Below are 18,410 nucleotides of genomic sequence, written 5' to 3'. Positions count from 1 at the left end.
AGACTCGGAAATATAATACAATGATTCAAAAATAAGTTCAAGTAAATTCAAAGAACCCGCTGGAGTTCGAGTTCTTTCAGAAGTGATGATGTTTTCTAGGCTTAGCAAAGTGAGAAAATACAAGAATATAATACATTGAGATTTAGAGAATTTCAATACTTAAATTAGAGGTTATTTTAATATGATGTAACATCAGCATTTTGAAGGAATAGCAATGAATACCTTATACATTCCCAGTCTACATAACGCTTTATTATCAGTAGAAAGAAAAAGGAAAATCCCTACTTTCACAATAAATCCGTCTTGCTACTCTATTCATTTTTTGATACATTCCTATCCACCGTTTTAGGCTTCTCTTTTGTACTGTGTTAGCCGAAAAATTGTATAAATCATAATTCGTTTTTCTTCCACCTGTTTCACCCTTTCTACACCCTAGTTTTACAAAATAAGAAGTCATCAAAACTTATATTTATTACTTTCTGTTATCTCCTTTCTCTTGTTCTATGCATAGTCTATCTGAATTTTTATTAGCTACTAAAAAAAGAATTTACAGGACGATTAAAAAAAGCCAAGTGCATTGCACTCGGCTTTATGGTCGATTAAACAATTTTACTTCAGACGTATTAAACTGATGTAGATAGTCTTTAGTAGAAGTATAGCCTGAATTCATGAGTGTTTTCTTTTCTTCTTCTGTGATATCGAAATTAAACGACGGCGTAAAGAATGTATTGATAAATACAGTACGGGCAGCATCTTCTTTGGTTGTTTTTCCGCTCTCATGACCTTTGATCATCGTTTGAGACAAATTCCATGCAAAATGAATAAGAGAATGGCCAATATGATGTTCTGTTGAAGTTGCGATATGTTTTAACATGGCAATCTCGGCCTGAGATTCTAAACGGAAACCCAGTGTTTCTTTGTTGTAGACAATTTCATCTGCAGGATCAAAGAAAGATGCATTGTATTTCGTGTGTAAGCTTCTTAGTGTAGAATGATCCTCCGTATTGCTTACCAGTTTATTAACCTCGTCAATCGTATCTGTGGTCGTGAAGTGTTCTTCTTTATTCACAAAACTTTTCCGATCAAATAAACGAATTGGGTAGTTATCCAGTACACCTCCGTCTACATAATAATCTTTATCCCATTCCACAGATTTAAAAAAGAATGGGATGGACATCGAAATCCGCACAGCAACTACTAACGGGACATCAGGTGTCGTTTCGCGAGAAAACGTACGAAGCTGGTGTGTAGAAATGTTCGTTCCTTGGAAAAACACGTCTTTTCCTGTTTTGTCATATAACTGCTGAAAGGTTGTGTCCTTACTCCCTGTCCACTTTTCAACGATCTTTCCTACCCACTCAGTGAAGAAATCCCCTTTATAGATACCAAAACCATCAAAAAATAAACGAATATTATCTTGTACAATCGAAAAATCATCATCTTTAAACGCTTTAAAATTCATGTCTTTGTGGATTTTTACAAGATCTGCGAATGGAATGGAAAGACCTAAAAGTAATGCAGTAATCGCTCCTGCTGAAGTCCCCCCAAATCGTTGTATTTCTGGTAAAATCCCTTCTTCATTTAGTGCACGGATGGCACCTATATAAGCGCTTCCCTTTACTCCGCCACCTTCAAATACTAAGTTACGAAATGGATATGCCATTATATACCTCCAATAGAGAAATTTTCGATCTGTTATAGTATCGGAAGTATATTGAAATATATTCCAAATGGTATTAAGAAAGCTTCATGCCCTCCGATACATATGGCGGAATTATCTTTATTCAATGGATGAATTGTTTGAAAGAGAAGGAATCTGCTTGGAATGGTAATTTAGTAGGATAGGAAACAGGAAACGGAGCGTATCTATGGATGCACTAACTAATAACCCTTTTTGAATCGTATATAACGTAACTTCTTTTCCGATGTATCCTCAAAGTAAAATCACGAGCAAAAAACCAAGAAACAATCTACATTTCATAAATCCCCCACCATCTATAACATACAATCCAGTGAAATAATTTGTTTCAGATACGTAGAAATATGATTTAACCAGCAATCAATAATCAGGTCTTCTTACCCTAAATATACCTGAATCTATTTGTTTCCATACCGGAAGAGTTAAATCATTTTGTTCCCATTCATGCAATTAAACAGATATGTATAATTGCATATCCATTAAATCGCTTTTAGTGCTATATTTTAATAGCGATGAATGCTATTATTTCATAAGTTGTCAACAAGCGTTATGTATGTATGAGAAAAAGGAAGGAGCCAAATAGGTCCCTTCCTTTTTCTACTAATTAAATAAATTACTCTCTGGTAAAAATTTAATTAGTGATGCTCCTTTACAAGCGTCTGATTATGCATTAAAAATGCTAGCTTTGCTTGCTGTCGGAAAAATTAAAGATGATAGCATTAAGTTATTAAGAGACAAAAATTCATCAACACGAAGACAGACTCGTCTTGGCTAGATAAATTTGGTGATAAATACAGGAAGTAACTCTTACGATTCAATGATTCCTTTTCCTGCCTTCTACCCTTGCCACTTCTGTTTCATGACTTGCAAATATAGATCTTCAAACTCGTTAAAATGGACGCGAAAAGCACCTAATGTATCGATATAAGCAGTAATCACATCTTCTTTATTAAAATGGATACCTTCCTGTGCAATATCATAGCTATCATCAAGGCTGTATAAATCAAAATATTCCTCTTCCCAATATACGCCTCTGTTTACTAGTAAACGAGTGGAGCAAGTAAGCGCTTGTTTCACATTACATTTCTGAGCTACTAACTTTTCATTTAAGACAGAAAGAAGGATATTTACCGAGTATTTTTCATCAACTATGCGGCTATATGACAGTAAAGCCGATTCTATATATATCAGCTTTGCTTTAGACATTAAAGATATCTCCATAATTTCATATGGCGGGTGCTCATTTGCTTCAATCAACCTATCGCACCATGAAATTACCTCCTCTCTATCCCAAAGCCCGCAGCCTAGTCCTAATGCATACAAGTGGGCTAACGTTTGATAAGATTTCAATATGTTTCACCTTCTATTTAACTGTATAGTGTTATTGCATTCATTTTGGAAATAATCACGTTTAGTAATAAATACAATAGACTCCCCAAACGGACAGCTTATTTGCATTAAAAACGCTACACATGAACTTTTGCTTTTTTTCGACGAATAAGCCACCAAACTAAAGATAGCAGTACTAGAGGGAACGGAATTACCTGAATAAAGAAAAATACTTTCCAAAAATCGTGCATCGTACTACCAGGGGAATCTGTTGCCATCCCGCCAATAAAAAAAGACAATGGAATGACAAGTATATTTATACCTAAACTAATCATTAGAAATGATAGATTCTCCTTCCAGATTATTAGTAATGCAGCCACTATAAATAAAACCAATGCAGTACCCAGTATAAGAAACAGTGCTCCAAAAAAAAATACAAAGTATAAAATACCATTGATTAAAGGTTCCACAATAGCCCTCCTAAGGATTCATTCTATAGAAACACTCATGTTATTTAGAAAGTCAGGATGCTAAACCTCTTAGTTCTCTTTCAATTTCTTCATTGCTATAGTCTTCTTGTCTTCTACCATTTTATCAGCTAAGAATACTTTATCTACATGCTTATATTCTGGACTGCGTTAGGACATATGTTTCTATTGTACAACCCGCTAACACTTAGACCTGCTAATACGATACCTTTAAAGGCTCTGTTCATATTCATTTGCCCCTTTTATCTTTTCGTATTTTTTTCTCCATCCATAGACAGTCCATTATGAACGTTTTCATTATAAGTATTGTCTGCTGTTACTGTTTTACTTTCCTTACTATCTGTTTCGGCCCTGATTCTTCTCGTTTACCGTTTCAGTATTACACTTCAATTCGCATTATCATTACATAAAAAGGACATACCTATTCATATATACCCCTTTATTATTTTATAAAGATTATACAAAAATTAACAATTAATCATTTACTCAACAATAGATAATATGGATAAAGAAAAAATACTAGAGAGTATCACAGTGTAGTAGTCTCCTAGTATCTGTTCATAGTATTTTAACGGCTATGCAAATGAGGAGGGATAAAAAAAGACCTCTTACGGAAAGATAAGAGGTCATCAAGAAGATAAAAATGTTGTATTTGAAACACGCGAGTTTCTAATTCACATCATAACACAGTATATCCATATATTCAATATATACATTAAATAAAGGAATGTATGTTCAAAAAAACACACGGAATATTAATTTGGAACAGTATGTTTTCTTCTTTTATCCTACTTTTTCTACACTGCCGTAATTGTAACAATGGATGGTATCCTCTGTATACTGATGAGCAATTGTAGCAAGTTTTTCTAAATTCTCTTCCGTTACCTCATGAGTAAACAGAACAAAATTACTGTCGGATTCGGAGTCTGTTGAAATGGAACCATCGATCCGTTATGAAATGTTGAGCTTGCATCTCCTAGATTCCATGTAAATATTCGCTAATTCCAATCCCCTTTCGTGTCATTTTATGTTTAATATAGTCTCGTACCGTACAAATGGGAAATGTTGTTAATTTGAAAAGAGAGCGGAATAAAATTTCTTTATCGCCTCTGTTCTTTCTTCTGTATGATAGAAAAAACGGAGAAAGATGGAATTTTATCTATCCTCATCACTTGTTAGAAAATTCTAATTTGATTAAATTAAAAGAAAATGATATATTGATTTTAGAATAATAATCCAATTAATGGATGACAACCTAATACCTGTAATTGGACTATGACAATGTCAGATAAACGAGAGGAATTTAATATGCAAAAATTATGTTCATTTGCTTTAATCGGTGCCTTAACCTTTTCGGGTTTTATCGTTTTAGACAGTACGCTACCTGATAAAGCGCGCGCTGAAGTAAATACGATTAAGCAAGCTTCAGCTGTTGTGGATGATTGGCCATGGCAGACGTATTTCTTATTGCATCACAACGTGGGCTATCTACAAGAATTAGCCCCTGGTACGTTAAAACAAGGTGATACGTTTGATACGACGGTATATATAGGCGGAAAAGATGTAGGTGTTGTAAAGATTTATCGATTGAACGGAGAAGGTAAATTGCAACGCTACAAAACCATTTCTGCAGGTGAGGCTGGACACCACTACTATTCTAGGTTCAAAACACCAATTACAACGGTTTACACACCAGGTACATATGTGGCAGTACTAAAAGTAGACAATTCATATTATTATGGTGGCTCCTTCCAAATTACAAAGTAAAACATATAGGTATATTTGTCTGAAACGCACTGGGTTACGGTGCGTTTTTGTTATCTAACGAATAAATGATCACGCGGGAAGTCAAAGCATATTATCGAAACGGAGCTGAATGTGATGAAAATTGTAACAGTTAATGCGGATGCAACAATCCATGTTGGTATTTTAAAAGGGATGACAGGATGTGTTACTAGTTATGATGCGGATACTGGGATGCCGAAATCTAATTGGATCCATTTACAACGGTTATAATTAGGTCTATATTTCTAACGCAATAAGGTTTGTATAGGATTCTTTAGAAAATTAATATTTGATTTTTATAGTGATTCAATACATTCTATGATTAAAACTAAGTTACATATTTTAAAATCATCACCAGGAGAATCTGCAAATTTACGGGTTCTTATTTAAAACATAATGCCAGAAAAGCTGAGGTGAATAAAGTGCAAAGTTTAAAATCTTTAAAACGTGACGTATACATTTTTCTTCCATTTTCTATTTATTTTTCCTCCATTTTTATTTCATTCTATATTATAGAGAATACATTCAACTTGCTAAGTTTTTTACCAGCACTTGGAACCCTGTATGTCTGGCTAACTAGTGTGATAGACATTAAAAATAAAAATTACAAAATAAAATAAAAAAGCATCTGAACTAGATGCTTTGCTCTTAATGTTATAGAATATTGACGCCCATGACCATACAGCTACCAAAAACAATACATACCAAACCTAAAAATATTAAAAACTCTGGCAGATCAAAATGTTCGAGTAACGCGCCTATTAATAATAAAAAGGGATATACTAGAATTTCAATCCAGGTTACGCCCCCTGCTTTCTTTATTTCTCGGTAAGATACAACGCTGACAAGTAAAACGCCTACTACAATCAACCCTATTCCTAACATCATCCATTCACCCTTTTGAAAATTTAGTATTTCACTTTCATATACTGCTCTTTTACGAGCACCAATAATTCCCTCAGTTTCTTCTCTACAGGATGTTCTTGATTTTCTGGTACTTCTCTCCCGTATGATGAGAAGCTTTGTGAGCAAGCACTAGTTGTAACTGCCAATTTCGCGTATGAGAATGTATGCTCATTTTCTTTACCAATGTTTTCAGTAGTGCCTCCATTTGAACCAACGCGTATACAGCTTTCATCAAGTTTGGTGCGCTTACCTTCCTTGTTAACCGTGTAATACGTGTCATTGACTTCCCCATATTTCATATCGGCTGTAGATGTAACTGCGGTCCCGTCTGCAGAAAAAGTGACGACACGAAATCCATCTTCTTCTGGCAACAACTCAGCTCCTGGAACATTATATAGTACCAAAAGGTCTCCTTCGTATGCTTCAGGAATGAGATAGATTGTATCTGTAATGTCTTTTCCGAATCGGATACAACCGCTTAAAAGAATCATAATAAAGATCCCGCAATACATTATAACTTTTCTCATAGAGTCTCTCCCGTTATGTGTAAGAATGTATAGTATGTATTATATAATTCAATATATTCCCTTGGATAGAATAAGTTTCTAGTTTGAAGACGATTTTACTATTGTCATATAAAAGAGTTATGTCAGTGGATGATTAGCACAAAGAGAAATGGAGTGAATTGATGAGCAGACGTTTTGCATTAACATATGAAAATAAGATTTTGAGAAAGATAATAATTACCGTAAGTATTGTCATACTCGTTTTCATTGCAACAGGGTGTGATTCTGTCCAAAATGATGCAAAGGATGTAACGGAGATTCCGCTAAACAGCAAATTAGAATCCCTTATTTCAGAAAGTATCATTGCCTGGAATCAAGACAAATTAAATCATACAGAAAAACAATTTGAGACGCATGTAATCTATGGAACTGAAATGAAGGATGAAAAAATGTATGTCTACCTTCATTCCCTCATGCAAGGATACAACCGCGAAACACAGACAGTTTCTCAAGCAGGACATTTACTTCCAGTCCGTGTGACGGTCACAAAAAATGGGGATGATTACATCATTGAAGATTACCGTGAACCAGGAGATGGTGCTGAAAATGAACCTACTTTGCGCAACATGTTCCCGAAAAAGTATGCGGATCAAGCACTCACTATCTCAAATGAAACGATTTAATCATTAGAATCTCGTATGCAAGAATATGTTTCTAAGTGGCTGGAAGATACAAGTAATAAGAGACAAGATAGATAACAAATAAAATATTCATAATCGAATATTTTACAAAAAAAGGAGAGATATAATCTCTCCTTTTTCTACTTTATACCTAGCATTATTTGTTATATCCACCAAGTTGCTGTTCTGCCATAGCAACGAGACGTTTTGTGATTTCTCCACCTACAGAGCCGTTCGCTCTTGCAGTTGAATCCGCGCCTAATTGTACGCCGAATTCTTGTGCAATTTCATATTTCATTTGATCTAGTGCGCTTTCTGCACCTGCAACCACTAAAGAGTTGTTACGATTGTTTGCCATCATATATCACCTCCTGTACGTTTAATATGCTACGAAACAAAGAAAATATTATTGGTAAATAAAACCATTTATAGTTTGTTCTTTTATCCACTATTTTACTTTTCCGTAACGATTTCAGCAGAATAACAGTATGAGTTTCGTTTATTCGCATTAATATACAGAATGGAAAATATGTTTACGAAGAGTTATATTTTTTATAAACATTTATCGATGTAGTTGTATTGCAAGTTCTTCTAAAATATTGACAGATAATATGCCGTGTGTTAAATTCAAAATATTTAAATATTAAGGAGATGAGTGACAGATGTCAGTTAATAAGATAGAAGAATATTGGTATATGTACGCTAAAGAAAATGAGTTAAACATGAGTGTTCCAGATGCATGGATGTTTGGAGATGGTTCCAAAGAAATGGGAGATAAATTAGGAAGTTTAGTAGTTAAAGGAATCAAAACAGGAACATGCGCTGCACATTGTGTTTATGAGCTTGAAGGGGAAGAAATTCAAAAAGTTGGTCAGTACGATATTGTATTGGATGGAGACAATAATCCATTAGCAATTATAAAATATACAAAGATCGATTTACTAAAAATGAATGAAGTAACAAGTAATTTTGCAAGATCTGAGGGTGAAGGCGATTTAAGCTATGATTATTGGTATAGTGAGCACGTTAAATTTTTCACTTGGGAATTAAGTCGGTATGGACTTACTTTTACTCCAGACTTAATGCTCGTTTGTCAAACGTTTAAAGTAATGGATGTTTATAAAAATTAAACATGGATGAAAATCAAACATGTTTATTTTATATTATGTTTTTAAGCATTTCGTCATGTAAAAAAACAAAATCCCCTTCAGGAAAGCTGCTAAGCTAGCGTAAGGTGCTAAATTCCCTCAAAGTATCTCAAAAGCTGGATAATCATTTAATATTTCTGTACTCTCCAACTTACAACAAAACACATCGCAAAATATTTTTACGATGTGTTTTAAAAGGGAAATCATCATCAAGTTTTTCACCCATATTTTTATAAGGAGTTTTACCATTGAGGATAAACGCCTTCATTTCAAAACAGTTCTTTTCATTTGTATACGATATGTCTCACACATATAGTATACAAATTATTACACTTACTTTTCTTCACCGCTTGCTTGCATGGAATTAAAAGTCCAATTTAATTTCAACGCATCTCCTTGAAATACATTTTGTTCTTCACCGTTATCTACGAATGTAAACATTACATAAAATGTATCATCATCACCTGGAGCAAGTCCATTTCCTTCTCGATCTACAATACCGTTCTTTACAAGATTAGGAATATTTCCATTTTGCATAGCTACCTTTAATTCAGATAATGTAGTAGACCAAATTGGAACCTCATTTTTATCCAAGTTCCACAAGAAATCAACACGGATATGATCACCAAAATCAGCATTTCCATTATCCCCTTTCGCATCGATTACACTGTAATCTGTCAGGAGTTTCACATCTCCTATTGCTAAGGTTCCTTTGTTTACTAATTGAAAACCACGTTCCATTTCATCACCTGGTTTCAGATTGTCGACATTAATAACAACTTCTGGATTCACACTCAAATCTAAAGTACCCGCTGCAAACGTGTTTTGTGATACTTCCTTATCACTAAAATATGCATATGTTCCCCCGCCAATTAAGGATAAGCCAAGCATTGCAGTTACAACACCCATACCAAGTTTTTTCTTCATACCCATTTCACAAGTCCCCCTATTGTTAAAGTTTAAACTACAAACCTTATTTCCATCCCACAAACAACAATAATAATTAAGCAACTTCCTTGTCCCATAATGAAAGCAAACTTACTTTAAACTAGTTACTTCATGTACCCAAACGACTATGACTCTTAAAATGACCGGTAATGTTACCGTAAATCATTTCCGGTCATTTGTTAACCAATCCATTTCATTTAATATCCATTGTCTGATGCCTTTATTTACTCTAGAAGTTTGTCCACTTATTTTTTTGGTTCTAAACCGATAGAGCGTAAAATTTTCTCTAACGTCACTGGCCCTACATTTTCTTTCGGTTTCTCGTTTCCTTTAGCATCTGGGCCCTTTTTCAAGAAGTTTTTCTCAATTAAACGAACATCCGTTTCACCTACAACACCATCTTGATTTATATCTCCATCTTTTACAGATACTTTTCCTTTTCCATACGATAAAGCTGCTATTCTAGCATCTTGAATATCTACCATTTTATCGCCGTTTACATCACCTGCAAGGTTATCATCCATGTCAGCTCTAAAGTTTTGTCCCACTAATTCTCCATCCTGCATTTTCCCTATTTTTGTTGTTAATTTACTATTTAAATGACCTGGCATTTCTACGAAAATATCATATTCTTTATCGCTTACTGGAACACTATGAATTTCAAATTGTCCGTTATCACCAATCGTTCCTGTATATTTCTTTCCATCCTTTCCAACTGCGTACACTTTTGCTCCTAGTTTTGTATAGTCTTTCTTACCTAAATACCCCTCTTCATTCAAGAAAGCTTCCGGGCCAATATATCCTGTAACCGTTGAATGTTTCGAAACAATAGCAAAAGATTTATCTTTAAACGCAGGAATCTCAATGCCTTCTGATGCACCAACTTTTGTATAAGAGAACTTATCTACTCCAAATGCAGTCAAATCATTAAAGTATTCATCGTTCGTCATCTCGAATGTAACATCTAAAAATGGTTTATCTCCATCTAATCCTTTAAATTCTTTTCCTTCCAATGATGCGCCAACTTTCACCTTGTTTTCCCAAGCTCCTGCTTCACTTATCTTCGGATCTTCTAATTTAAGGTTCAATCCATGTTGTTCTACATATTCCGTAAGTGCTGGATTTGGTTTCACATCTGTAAATTTAAATAGCTGCTTGTAATAAGGAATTTCAAATGTACCTGACATAAGCTGTTTTACATTATTAAGATTCAAAGTTAATGTAATTTTCTCTCCTAATTTGATTTTATCTTTGTCATAACTTGGAACAGCGTATTCTGTCCCTTCTTTTACAAAGACGTAATCTTTATATCCAGTTGCCATATTCCCTGCAGTTGCAAGATCATATCCAAATAATTTTAAATTTAACGGCTCATTTATTTCCTCTGGAAGTACTCCAAATTTAAAATCACCATTTGCTTGAATTGTATTCAACCATCCCGATGGGAAGGCTGAGTTTTGATAATATACAATTTGATTCGCTTTTTGATCATATTGCAAGCCTTTTGCCTTTAATGCATCTACTGTAGAATCATAAATATTACCATGCACCCATAATGCACGCTGGCCGTCTTCTTCTTTAAACATAGAATCATTGACTTCGTGTATACCAGGTTGTACATCCTTAAATTTCATTTCAGGTATTACATTATCAATGATAATGCTATCGCCTTTTGTATAAGATTTTCCTTCTTTATCATATCCAACGAAGTTCAATTCGTAATCTCCATCAGGCAACATAACAGGTTTATCCGCAATTGGATGAGCTGGATTTCCTGTGAATGGAAGTACATACCCTCCCATACCAGAAAACATCATATATTCAACATTCGGTGTTAGACTACTTGCATTAAGTGTACCAACGACTCCTAATGCCTTCCCTGTCGTTCGGTCCTTCACAATTGCATCAATGGTTTCGAGAGGACTATTTAATTTAAATGACAACGGCGAACTTGGTCTTTCCATAAATGGATGGAATTTAGAAGCATCTGTTGCCATTGCATCTCTCAGTAAATCTACAGACGCAATCCCTTTTTCTGTGAATTTAACTGCAAATGGTACTTGATATACTTCTTTTTCATTGTTTTTATTTGAAATATGAATATAGCCCTCATATCTACCAAATTCAGCGTTTTCTGGAATGGTAATTTCAGGGTTAATTTCCTCTGATGCACCAGGAGCTACTTTAATAGAATCTGGTACGTTTAGCTTCACACCATTCTTCGCTGCATCTTGCACACCTACACTTGTAGGTGAAAATTTCACCTCTAATTTAAACTCTTTCCCATCTGTTTTACTGCTGTTCTTAATTAAAACTTTTCGACTATCTTTAATAGGCCCATTTTCAATTTGATTTTTATACCCAAATGCAATAGAACCTGTTTTTTCTTCAATTTCTACTTCTTCATCACCTACAACGTTTGATGTTTTATCAACAACCTCGATAGATGTATCTGCATGAACTGCACGATATGCATCAATTCGTCCTGAGCCCACCTCAAATACAGAACGCTCTTCCTTTAAATCAACTGCGGTATTCATGAGTGCTTCTTTTACTTCAAATGGACTATAGTTTGGATGTTCTTGTAAAATAAGTGCCGCTACCCCTGCAGTATGAGGAGTTGCCATAGAGGTACCTGACATACGTCCATACGCTACCGGATAATTATCTCCATCTTTTGGATCATTAATATATTCAGGAACAGTTGAGAAAATAGACACACCTGGTGCTACAATATCTGGCTTAATATCATCTGTCTTAGTTGCAGGACCGCGGGAGCTAAAATCAGCTAAGTGATCTCCCTCTATTTTTATATTACTTAGTTCTCCAAACGCTAACGACACATCTCCTTGTACAGCTTTTACTTGTAATTTCTCACCATCTACTTTTGTTAAGCGGAACGATGGAATAGACGAAGTACTTTCCCCAAGATAACTTGTAATTTCACCATCTACATTGTTATATACGATTACCGCTTTTGCGCCTGCTTCCTTAGCATGCTTAATTTTTTCATCAAATGTAATCTCACCGCGTTGGATAAGAGCTAATTTTCCTTTTACATCTTTTCCTGTAAAATCATTTGATTTTCCAAGCCCTGCATATACAACTGATACGGATTGACCTTTCAAATCTTCAATCTTATCAGTAAAGCTTTTTCCAAGTAGCATCATCTTATCCACATGTAAATCACCTGCATCGATAGAAAACGTTGGGATCGTCATTGCAGCATCACTGGCTCCAACTGTAATTGGAAGTGCCGCTGCACTAGGTGATCCAATGGTACCTTCTTCCGGACCACTGTTACCTGCTGCTACTACTGTAACAACACCAGCTAACATCGTATTGTTCACTGCGACAGAAGTAGGATATAAAGGATCATTAATAGACGCTCCTAGTGATAAATTGATAACATCCATATCGTCTTTCACCGCTTTATCAATCGCAGCAAGAATACCGCTTGTTTGTCCACTTCCATATGGACCTAATACGCGATATGAATATAAATCTACATCTGGAGCAACACCCTTCACTGCATAATCCACACTATTCTGTTTGTCTGCAGCAATTGTCCCAGCTACATGCGTACCATGGGATGTATAATATGCACTCCGCTCATAAATCTCAGGATATCCTCCAGAATTTTGCCAATCCTTATACGTTGTCTCCATTGGATCAGCATCATTATTAACAAAGTCCCATCCTTTTATGGAGTTCGGATCTATTTTACTTGGATCTTCACCTTGTTTTGCACGATATCCTTTATATGCATCTTTCAAATCCGGGTGGTTGTAATCAATACCTGTGTCCAGTACACCTACCTTAATTCCTTTCCCTGTTATTTTTTCATCATGCAGCTTGTCCACACCAATTTGCGGTACACTATCCGCCATTTTCGGTTCAACAGCAGTCTTAGTTGTTTCTTTCGGCAAATCAATTTTAACCTCATGATCTTCCCATACGCGCTTAACGATACCGGTACGAACTAAGTCTTCGATCATATTTGCTGGTAAAGAAATCGCTACACCATTAAAAGCATTCTTATATTCTCTTGTTATTTTTGCAGATTTTACATTTGTTCCTTTCTCTTTATTCTTTTGAAGCTGCTCAAGCTCTGCTTTAAATCCTTTATGTGATGCCTCTACCTTTTGTTCCGCATTTGAAAGAGCTACTTTTTTCCCTTTAGCCGCTTGTTTTAATACCTCTATTTTGCTAGGCGCTTGCTTAAATTCTATAATCACATTCACATTATTAGGACTTGTTGTATTGATACCTGGCGAAATAACAAAACCTGGTTTTGTATCTAACGTTTTTAAGGCATTACGTTGTTCCTTTGTAAGACCTTTTAAGATAGCATTTGCATCATCAATTCCAGTTAAAGTAGATGTATTTACCTCTTCCGCTAATACGTTATATGGAATTCCTTGAGACAATAACATTCCAGCTGTTAACGTTCCAATAAGAATCTTTCCAAATTTCCCTCGTTTCATATTACATCTCCCCATTATTAATATTATTTTTTGAAACAAATTGATTCTTAAATTCCCATGTAGCATTGGAAACTCTATTAATCTTAATCTTTTGTATCATGAAAGACTTCCAACACTACTACCATCCCCATACCTTACATAGCTAACCACTCACTTTACTCTTTCTATAAGAGCCCTCCGTCATTTATTTCCAACAAAAGATTTTCACAAAATGAATTATTAACAAGATTAAAATGTAATTCTATTTTTATTATTCCACATGTTGATTATTCTGAAAATTAAACAAAAGGAGTATCTTTTCTCTAAGGATTCTATGCCTACATAGTACAAAAGAACTACCTTGTCCTTTATTCTTTGTAATACAGAATAAAGCGACACGATAGTTCTTTGATAGATTTCTTATTTAATCTAGCGGAACTAATTGATTTCGGACTGCATAAATCACTGCTTGCGATCGACTTTTCACATTTAGCTTTTTAAAAATTTTATTGATGTGAATTTTAACTGTTTTATCACTAATATATAAAACTTCAGCAATTTCTTTATTACTAAGTCCTTTTACTAGTTCAAAGAGAATTTCCTTTTCACGTTCCGTCAGTTCATTTTCATTTGATTCTACTTTCATTTTTTGCTGATGATATGTAATTAATTTTTTAGTCATACGCGGATGAATGACTGAATCGCCTCGATATAACATTCGAATTGCTGCTACTACCTGATCTGATGATGAATCCTTCAATAAATAACCATCAGCACCGGCCTGGAGTGCATCCATTAAATACTCGTCATGTTCATACATTGTAAACACAAGTACACGGCAACTCGGATATTTTTTTTTCACTAACTCTGTAGCTTCAATCCCATTTTTCCCTGGAAGATTAATATCCATCAAAATACAATCTGGTCGGCATTCTTCTACTTTTCCCAATACTCCATCTCCAGAGCTAGCTTCTCCAACCACTTTTATATCAGATTCATCCTCTAGTATGCTCCGAATTGCATCCCGTAAAAAAGCATGATCATCTACTACTAATATTTTAATCATTTTACGCACCCCTTGTTTGTGAATCTGGAATTAACAGTGTAATTTCTGTCCCTTTTCCTACAGAACTATCAATCTGTAAAGTAGCCCCTAATTGGTCAGCTTGTTCATTCATATGTAATATACCATAATGTGGCTCATTCTTCGTTTTAACCATAGACTCAAATAGTGAAAAGCCAACTCCATTATCCTTAACTCTTAAAAGCACGTGCTCCCTTTGATAACTGATTAAAACATCAGCCTTTTTTGCTTGCGCATGTTTTACAATGTTTTGCAAACTCTCTTGTAATGTATCAAAAATAACCCTTTCTTTTGAAAAACTAAGCGCACGTGCATGACCCCTTTCATGATATGTAATATCTAGTTCATATTCTTGTTTTAAAGATTTTATTTTACTTGCTATCGCCTGCTTAAGGCCTAGTTGTTGCGTCGGATATGGCTTTAAAGCATAAATAGAGTAGCGAACTTCTCCTAGGCTTCCTCTTAAATCTTTTATGCTTTTCTCTACTACCTGCTGCATATCAATTGGTTTATCACGGTATTTTTTCCGAGCGGATTCTAATTGGAATATCACCCCGGCTAATGTTTGCGCAATACCATCGTGAATTTCACGGGCGATTCTATTCCTTTCTTCTAAGATCATTCTTTTTTCCTGTTCAGAAATCAATAACCTTGTTTTAACTACGTTAGCTAATTGGTTAGAAAATGTAGCTAACGACTGTACATCTTCCGGAAAGAAACCCGCATTTCTACTTTTCCCTGCAACAAACATTCCGACTAGTTCATCATTTACTATAAGAGGAAAATATACAAGTGAGCGTATAACACTATCAAATATTTCATCTTCAGGAGCAGTACCAATTTTCCAATCATTAAATACAAGATTTTTAGAAAGTCCCTCAAACGCCTCTAACTTTTCTGAATCATCAGATATATCAGAACGGACTTTCCCATCTTTTAATAGAATATTCCAGTTACCATCATCTTTTGTCCATATTACATATGCTTGTATGCCAAAAAAACCTTTAAGTGCTTGTTTAATATGTTTCAAGTTTCCTCCGGTTAATCCTCGACTAATTTCGGTCGTAATAAGAAATAACTCATATAATCGTTCCTTTTCCATCCTTATCCGTACAGAAAAAGAACTAATTACTGAAGTTGCTACAAGTGGAAAAAAGAAAAACAGTACTGTAATTTCGTTTACTTCCACACTATATGTACTAATTAGTACATGCATCAGTGCCGCATAAGAGAAACCAAAAGTTTCGCAAAGAAATACCGTAATAGTTTTTTTATACCATTGATAAATTGAATATGGCTGCGGAAGAAGTATCATTAACAAATCATAAAAGCGATTGTTGAAAAAACAAAAAAACACGCAAAATAATAACAAAGATATTAAATTCTCATACAGAACTGACATACCTATCTTATTAATTATTAAGGACATACATTTGTCTGAAAACCATTTGGCAAAGATCAAACTAAGTGCATGTTGAGTACTATTAAATAACATTCTTTGTATCGGTGAACGACGATGCAGGTGAATAATTAGCGTGACAAGTACAATAGCAACAATAGTTATATGGATTCCAAACTGCCAACTCATAGCGTAAATTATCGGAAAGGTAAGCGAACTAGTTCCTCTCCAAAATCTTACAGGAAAATACTCTGCAATCCCCATAAAAAGTAACAACAATATTAGTATTGTTAGATGAGAAGGGATTTTAATTTCAAGTAAAGATATAGTTATAGTAACCAAACCAAGAAAAGAAATAAAATAAAGATAAAAACTAGCAATCTTTTCTCTCATAAAGATAGAATTTACATCTTTCAAAACAACCCCTTCTTTCCTTATAAAAACTTCATTTTCTCTATTATCCAACAAAAAACCGGCACTGGCAAAATGGAAGGACATCCACTAGCCAATCACCGGCTGTGTACTACACCTAAAAAGGCAAGACACAATACTAGTATATATCAGTTTGTGAAGTTTACCCATTAGTCAAATGGTGTAATTGTACATACTTTTAGACTTAGGTCTACTAATACAAAAGATGTATACGCAATTTAAATTTTGATTCACTAAAAAAATTCTAAGAAAAATAGGAAGGCAATCGTAGTAAATACTTATCTATATTAATTTCATCTAAATCTTTAGGTTATGTATGTGTCAAATACTCCCCATCTAATATTTGCAAATAACCTATGAGATAATCTCCTTATATACTACATATGAAGTTTATCACTTAATATTTATTGAAGAAAAGACGATGCATACAATATTCAAATCTAATTAACATATCATTTGATTATCGGTAGCGAGATTAAAGAGACTCCCTACTCTTAGAAAGGAACCTCCAATTCATATTATTACCCCATGCCCATCAACTTAAGAATTTTATAACACCCCAAAACAAAAAGTCATGACCTAACTTTCGGGGTCACCTCAAACGAGCCCATGACTTTTTATATGCTATCTCACAAATAATCCGGGAACACTTTACAGCCCTTTTCTTGCTCCATATCATGGCCAAAGAAAATAATCGGATTTTCTTTCTTAACAACATCTTTTAAACGTTTTATTGAAGATAAAGCTAAATCCGAATCAAACCCAGCAAACGGTACTTCATCTTCAAAGTTTTCTTTCGTATATGATGCATCAATAGTTAGCAACACTGGACCTGATTTTTCCGTCTCAATTAATAATGACTGATGACCTGGCGTATGTCCCGGTGTATATATTAATTGCACACCTGGCACTACTTCATAATCTCCTTCAATGATTTTATAGTTTAAATTCGGCAATATACATTCTTTCAAATATTCCTCTCTGTAGAGTGCTACCTCATATTCAGCACGCTGTACAATAATTGGTGTATTTGTAAAAACGCCATTTCCTCCTGCATGATCAAAATGCAAGTGAGAACTAATGATATAAAGAAGATCTTCTGGCTCATATCCGGCACGCTTTAAAATATTTGCGATCCTATCGTTCTCATTCATTTTAGGTAAAACTTGTCCTTCAACAAATGTACCTTTAAAAAGATTCTCATTATTAAGAGCACTTTCTGGCATACCTGTATCTACTAAAATAAGTCCCTCTTTTGTCTCCAAAAGATAACACCAAACAGGTAAGTTTAGTAGTTTACCCGGTGTAAGTGTACTATTAACTGAAGAATGATCCAACATACAACGACCTGCTGGGAGGAAATAAAGCTTCTTTACTGTCATTATGTATCCACCTTTACAAATAATTTAGGATAAAACAATACAATATAATATTTCGCTTATTAGAAATAAACTCCTTTTCACCTTTCATTATTTCAACCATTATTTTTTCAATTGTTCACAACTTTTCATTACAAATTCAGTGATACTGGAAAACCTAT

Annotated in this window: 14 protein-coding genes and 1 pseudogene; 4 read left to right on the top strand and 11 right to left on the bottom strand. The window is 34.5% G+C overall.

The genetic code is table 11. The annotated features are described in order from the left end of the window. Positions 1-589: 589 nt before the first annotated feature. From MHH27_RS12800 to MHH27_RS12790, 3 genes are all read right to left on the bottom strand, one after another. The gene (locus MHH27_RS12800; RefSeq protein ID WP_000331130.1) at positions 590-1,663 is read right to left on the bottom strand and encodes a patatin-like phospholipase family protein; all 1,074 of its coding nucleotides are present in this window, start codon (positions 1,661-1,663) and stop codon (positions 590-592) included. An 873-nt stretch (positions 1,664-2,536) separates the two neighbouring features. Continuing rightward, a complete protein-coding gene (locus MHH27_RS12795) occupies positions 2,537-3,049 on the bottom strand; it encodes a hypothetical protein (RefSeq protein WP_000844532.1) in 513 nt (170 codons plus the stop codon). 116 nt (positions 3,050-3,165) lie between these two features. Next, positions 3,166-3,498 carry a hypothetical protein gene (locus tag MHH27_RS12790; RefSeq protein ID WP_000433527.1) on the bottom strand — a complete coding sequence of 111 codons (333 nt, stop codon included), beginning with the start codon at positions 3,496-3,498 and terminating at the stop codon, positions 3,166-3,168. Positions 3,499-4,824: 1,326 nt separating this feature from the next. On the opposite strand from MHH27_RS12790, the gene MHH27_RS12785 reads away from it, so the two are divergent. Beyond that, entirely contained in the window at positions 4,825-5,283 is a 459-nt protein-coding gene (locus MHH27_RS12785) for a DUF5065 family protein (RefSeq protein WP_340942796.1), read from the top strand. Positions 5,284-5,397: 114 nt separating this feature from the next. Further along, positions 5,398-5,532 (top strand): hypothetical protein, encoded by a 135-nt coding sequence (locus MHH27_RS12780; RefSeq protein ID WP_255259031.1) that lies wholly within the window; start codon positions 5,398-5,400, stop codon positions 5,530-5,532. A 423-nt stretch (positions 5,533-5,955) separates the two neighbouring features. On the opposite strand, the gene MHH27_RS12775 is transcribed toward MHH27_RS12780, so the two are convergent. Together MHH27_RS12775 and MHH27_RS12770 are read right to left on the bottom strand one after the other, a co-directional pair. Beyond that, positions 5,956-6,189, bottom strand: coding sequence for a hypothetical protein (locus tag MHH27_RS12775; RefSeq protein WP_002152897.1), 234 nt, complete (start codon positions 6,187-6,189; stop codon positions 5,956-5,958). Between the two features lie 20 nt (positions 6,190-6,209). Continuing rightward, positions 6,210-6,734 carry a DUF6843 domain-containing protein gene (locus MHH27_RS12770; RefSeq protein WP_340942792.1) on the bottom strand — a complete coding sequence of 175 codons (525 nt, stop codon included), beginning with the start codon at positions 6,732-6,734 and terminating at the stop codon, positions 6,210-6,212. A gap of 161 nt (positions 6,735-6,895) precedes the next feature. Here MHH27_RS12770 and MHH27_RS12765 point away from each other — a divergent pair. Further along, positions 6,896-7,471 (top strand): annotated as a pseudogene (locus MHH27_RS12765) (peptidase M56). Positions 7,472-7,550: 79 nt separating this feature from the next. Here MHH27_RS12765 and MHH27_RS12760 read toward each other — a convergent pair. Next, on the bottom strand, positions 7,551-7,751 hold the full coding sequence (locus MHH27_RS12760; RefSeq protein ID WP_000002881.1) for an alpha/beta-type small acid-soluble spore protein: 201 nt from the start codon (positions 7,749-7,751) through the stop codon (positions 7,551-7,553). A 304-nt stretch (positions 7,752-8,055) separates the two neighbouring features. Between MHH27_RS12760 and MHH27_RS12755 the strand changes: the two genes are divergently transcribed. Further along, entirely contained in the window at positions 8,056-8,523 is a 468-nt protein-coding gene (locus MHH27_RS12755; RefSeq protein ID WP_340942790.1) for an ASCH domain-containing protein, read from the top strand. Positions 8,524-8,874: 351 nt separating this feature from the next. Here MHH27_RS12755 and MHH27_RS12750 read toward each other — a convergent pair whose 3' ends face one another. The 5 genes from MHH27_RS12750 to aiiA form a co-directional block, all read right to left on the bottom strand. Beyond that, positions 8,875-9,474, bottom strand: coding sequence for a TasA family protein (locus tag MHH27_RS12750; protein ID WP_090976628.1), 600 nt, complete (start codon positions 9,472-9,474; stop codon positions 8,875-8,877). A gap of 260 nt (positions 9,475-9,734) precedes the next feature. After that, positions 9,735-13,976, bottom strand: coding sequence for a S8 family serine peptidase (locus MHH27_RS12745; protein WP_340942788.1), 4,242 nt, complete (start codon positions 13,974-13,976; stop codon positions 9,735-9,737). A 403-nt stretch (positions 13,977-14,379) separates the two neighbouring features. Continuing rightward, on the bottom strand, positions 14,380-15,021 hold the full coding sequence (locus MHH27_RS12740) for a response regulator (RefSeq protein ID WP_000590664.1): 642 nt from the start codon (positions 15,019-15,021) through the stop codon (positions 14,380-14,382). 1 nt (position 15,022) lies between these two features. Further along, on the bottom strand, positions 15,023-16,855 hold the full coding sequence (locus MHH27_RS12735) for a GAF domain-containing sensor histidine kinase (RefSeq protein ID WP_090976624.1): 1,833 nt from the start codon (positions 16,853-16,855) through the stop codon (positions 15,023-15,025). A 644-nt stretch (positions 16,856-17,499) separates the two neighbouring features. Beyond that, positions 17,500-18,252 (bottom strand): quorum-quenching N-acyl homoserine lactonase AiiA, encoded by a 753-nt coding sequence (gene aiiA, locus MHH27_RS12730; protein WP_000216603.1) that lies wholly within the window; start codon positions 18,250-18,252, stop codon positions 17,500-17,502. Positions 18,253-18,410 lie beyond the last annotated feature (158 nt).

Source organism: Bacillus sp. FSL L8-0152 (assembly GCF_038006365.1).
GTDB classification, from domain to species: domain Bacteria; phylum Bacillota; class Bacilli; order Bacillales; family Bacillaceae_G; genus Bacillus_A; species Bacillus_A cereus.
The sequence above is the reverse complement of the archived record's forward strand: the minus strand, read 5'-3'. Positions and strand labels throughout refer to the sequence as shown.

Coding starts and splice junctions, on each gene's coding strand:
- MHH27_RS12800 (WP_000331130.1), bottom strand. CDS start 1,663: ATGGCATATCCATTTCGTAACTTAGTATTTGAAGGTGGCGGAGTAAAG.
- MHH27_RS12775 (WP_002152897.1), bottom strand. CDS start 6,189: ATGATGTTAGGAATAGGGTTGATTGTAGTAGGCGTTTTACTTGTCAGC.
- MHH27_RS12750 (WP_090976628.1), bottom strand. CDS start 9,474: ATGGGTATGAAGAAAAAACTTGGTATGGGTGTTGTAACTGCAATGCTT.
- aiiA (WP_000216603.1), bottom strand. CDS start 18,252: ATGACAGTAAAGAAGCTTTATTTCCTCCCAGCAGGTCGTTGTATGTTG.
- MHH27_RS12785 (WP_340942796.1), top strand. CDS start 4,825: ATGCAAAAATTATGTTCATTTGCTTTAATCGGTGCCTTAACCTTTTCG.
- MHH27_RS12760 (WP_000002881.1), bottom strand. CDS start 7,751: ATGGCAAACAATCGTAACAACTCTTTAGTGGTTGCAGGTGCAGAAAGC.
- MHH27_RS12745 (WP_340942788.1), bottom strand. CDS start 13,976: ATGAAACGAGGGAAATTTGGAAAGATTCTTATTGGAACGTTAACAGCT.
- MHH27_RS12755 (WP_340942790.1), top strand. CDS start 8,056: ATGTCAGTTAATAAGATAGAAGAATATTGGTATATGTACGCTAAAGAA.
- MHH27_RS12740 (WP_000590664.1), bottom strand. CDS start 15,021: ATGATTAAAATATTAGTAGTAGATGATCATGCTTTTTTACGGGATGCA.
- MHH27_RS12770 (WP_340942792.1), bottom strand. CDS start 6,734: ATGAGAAAAGTTATAATGTATTGCGGGATCTTTATTATGATTCTTTTA.
- MHH27_RS12780 (WP_255259031.1), top strand. CDS start 5,398: ATGAAAATTGTAACAGTTAATGCGGATGCAACAATCCATGTTGGTATT.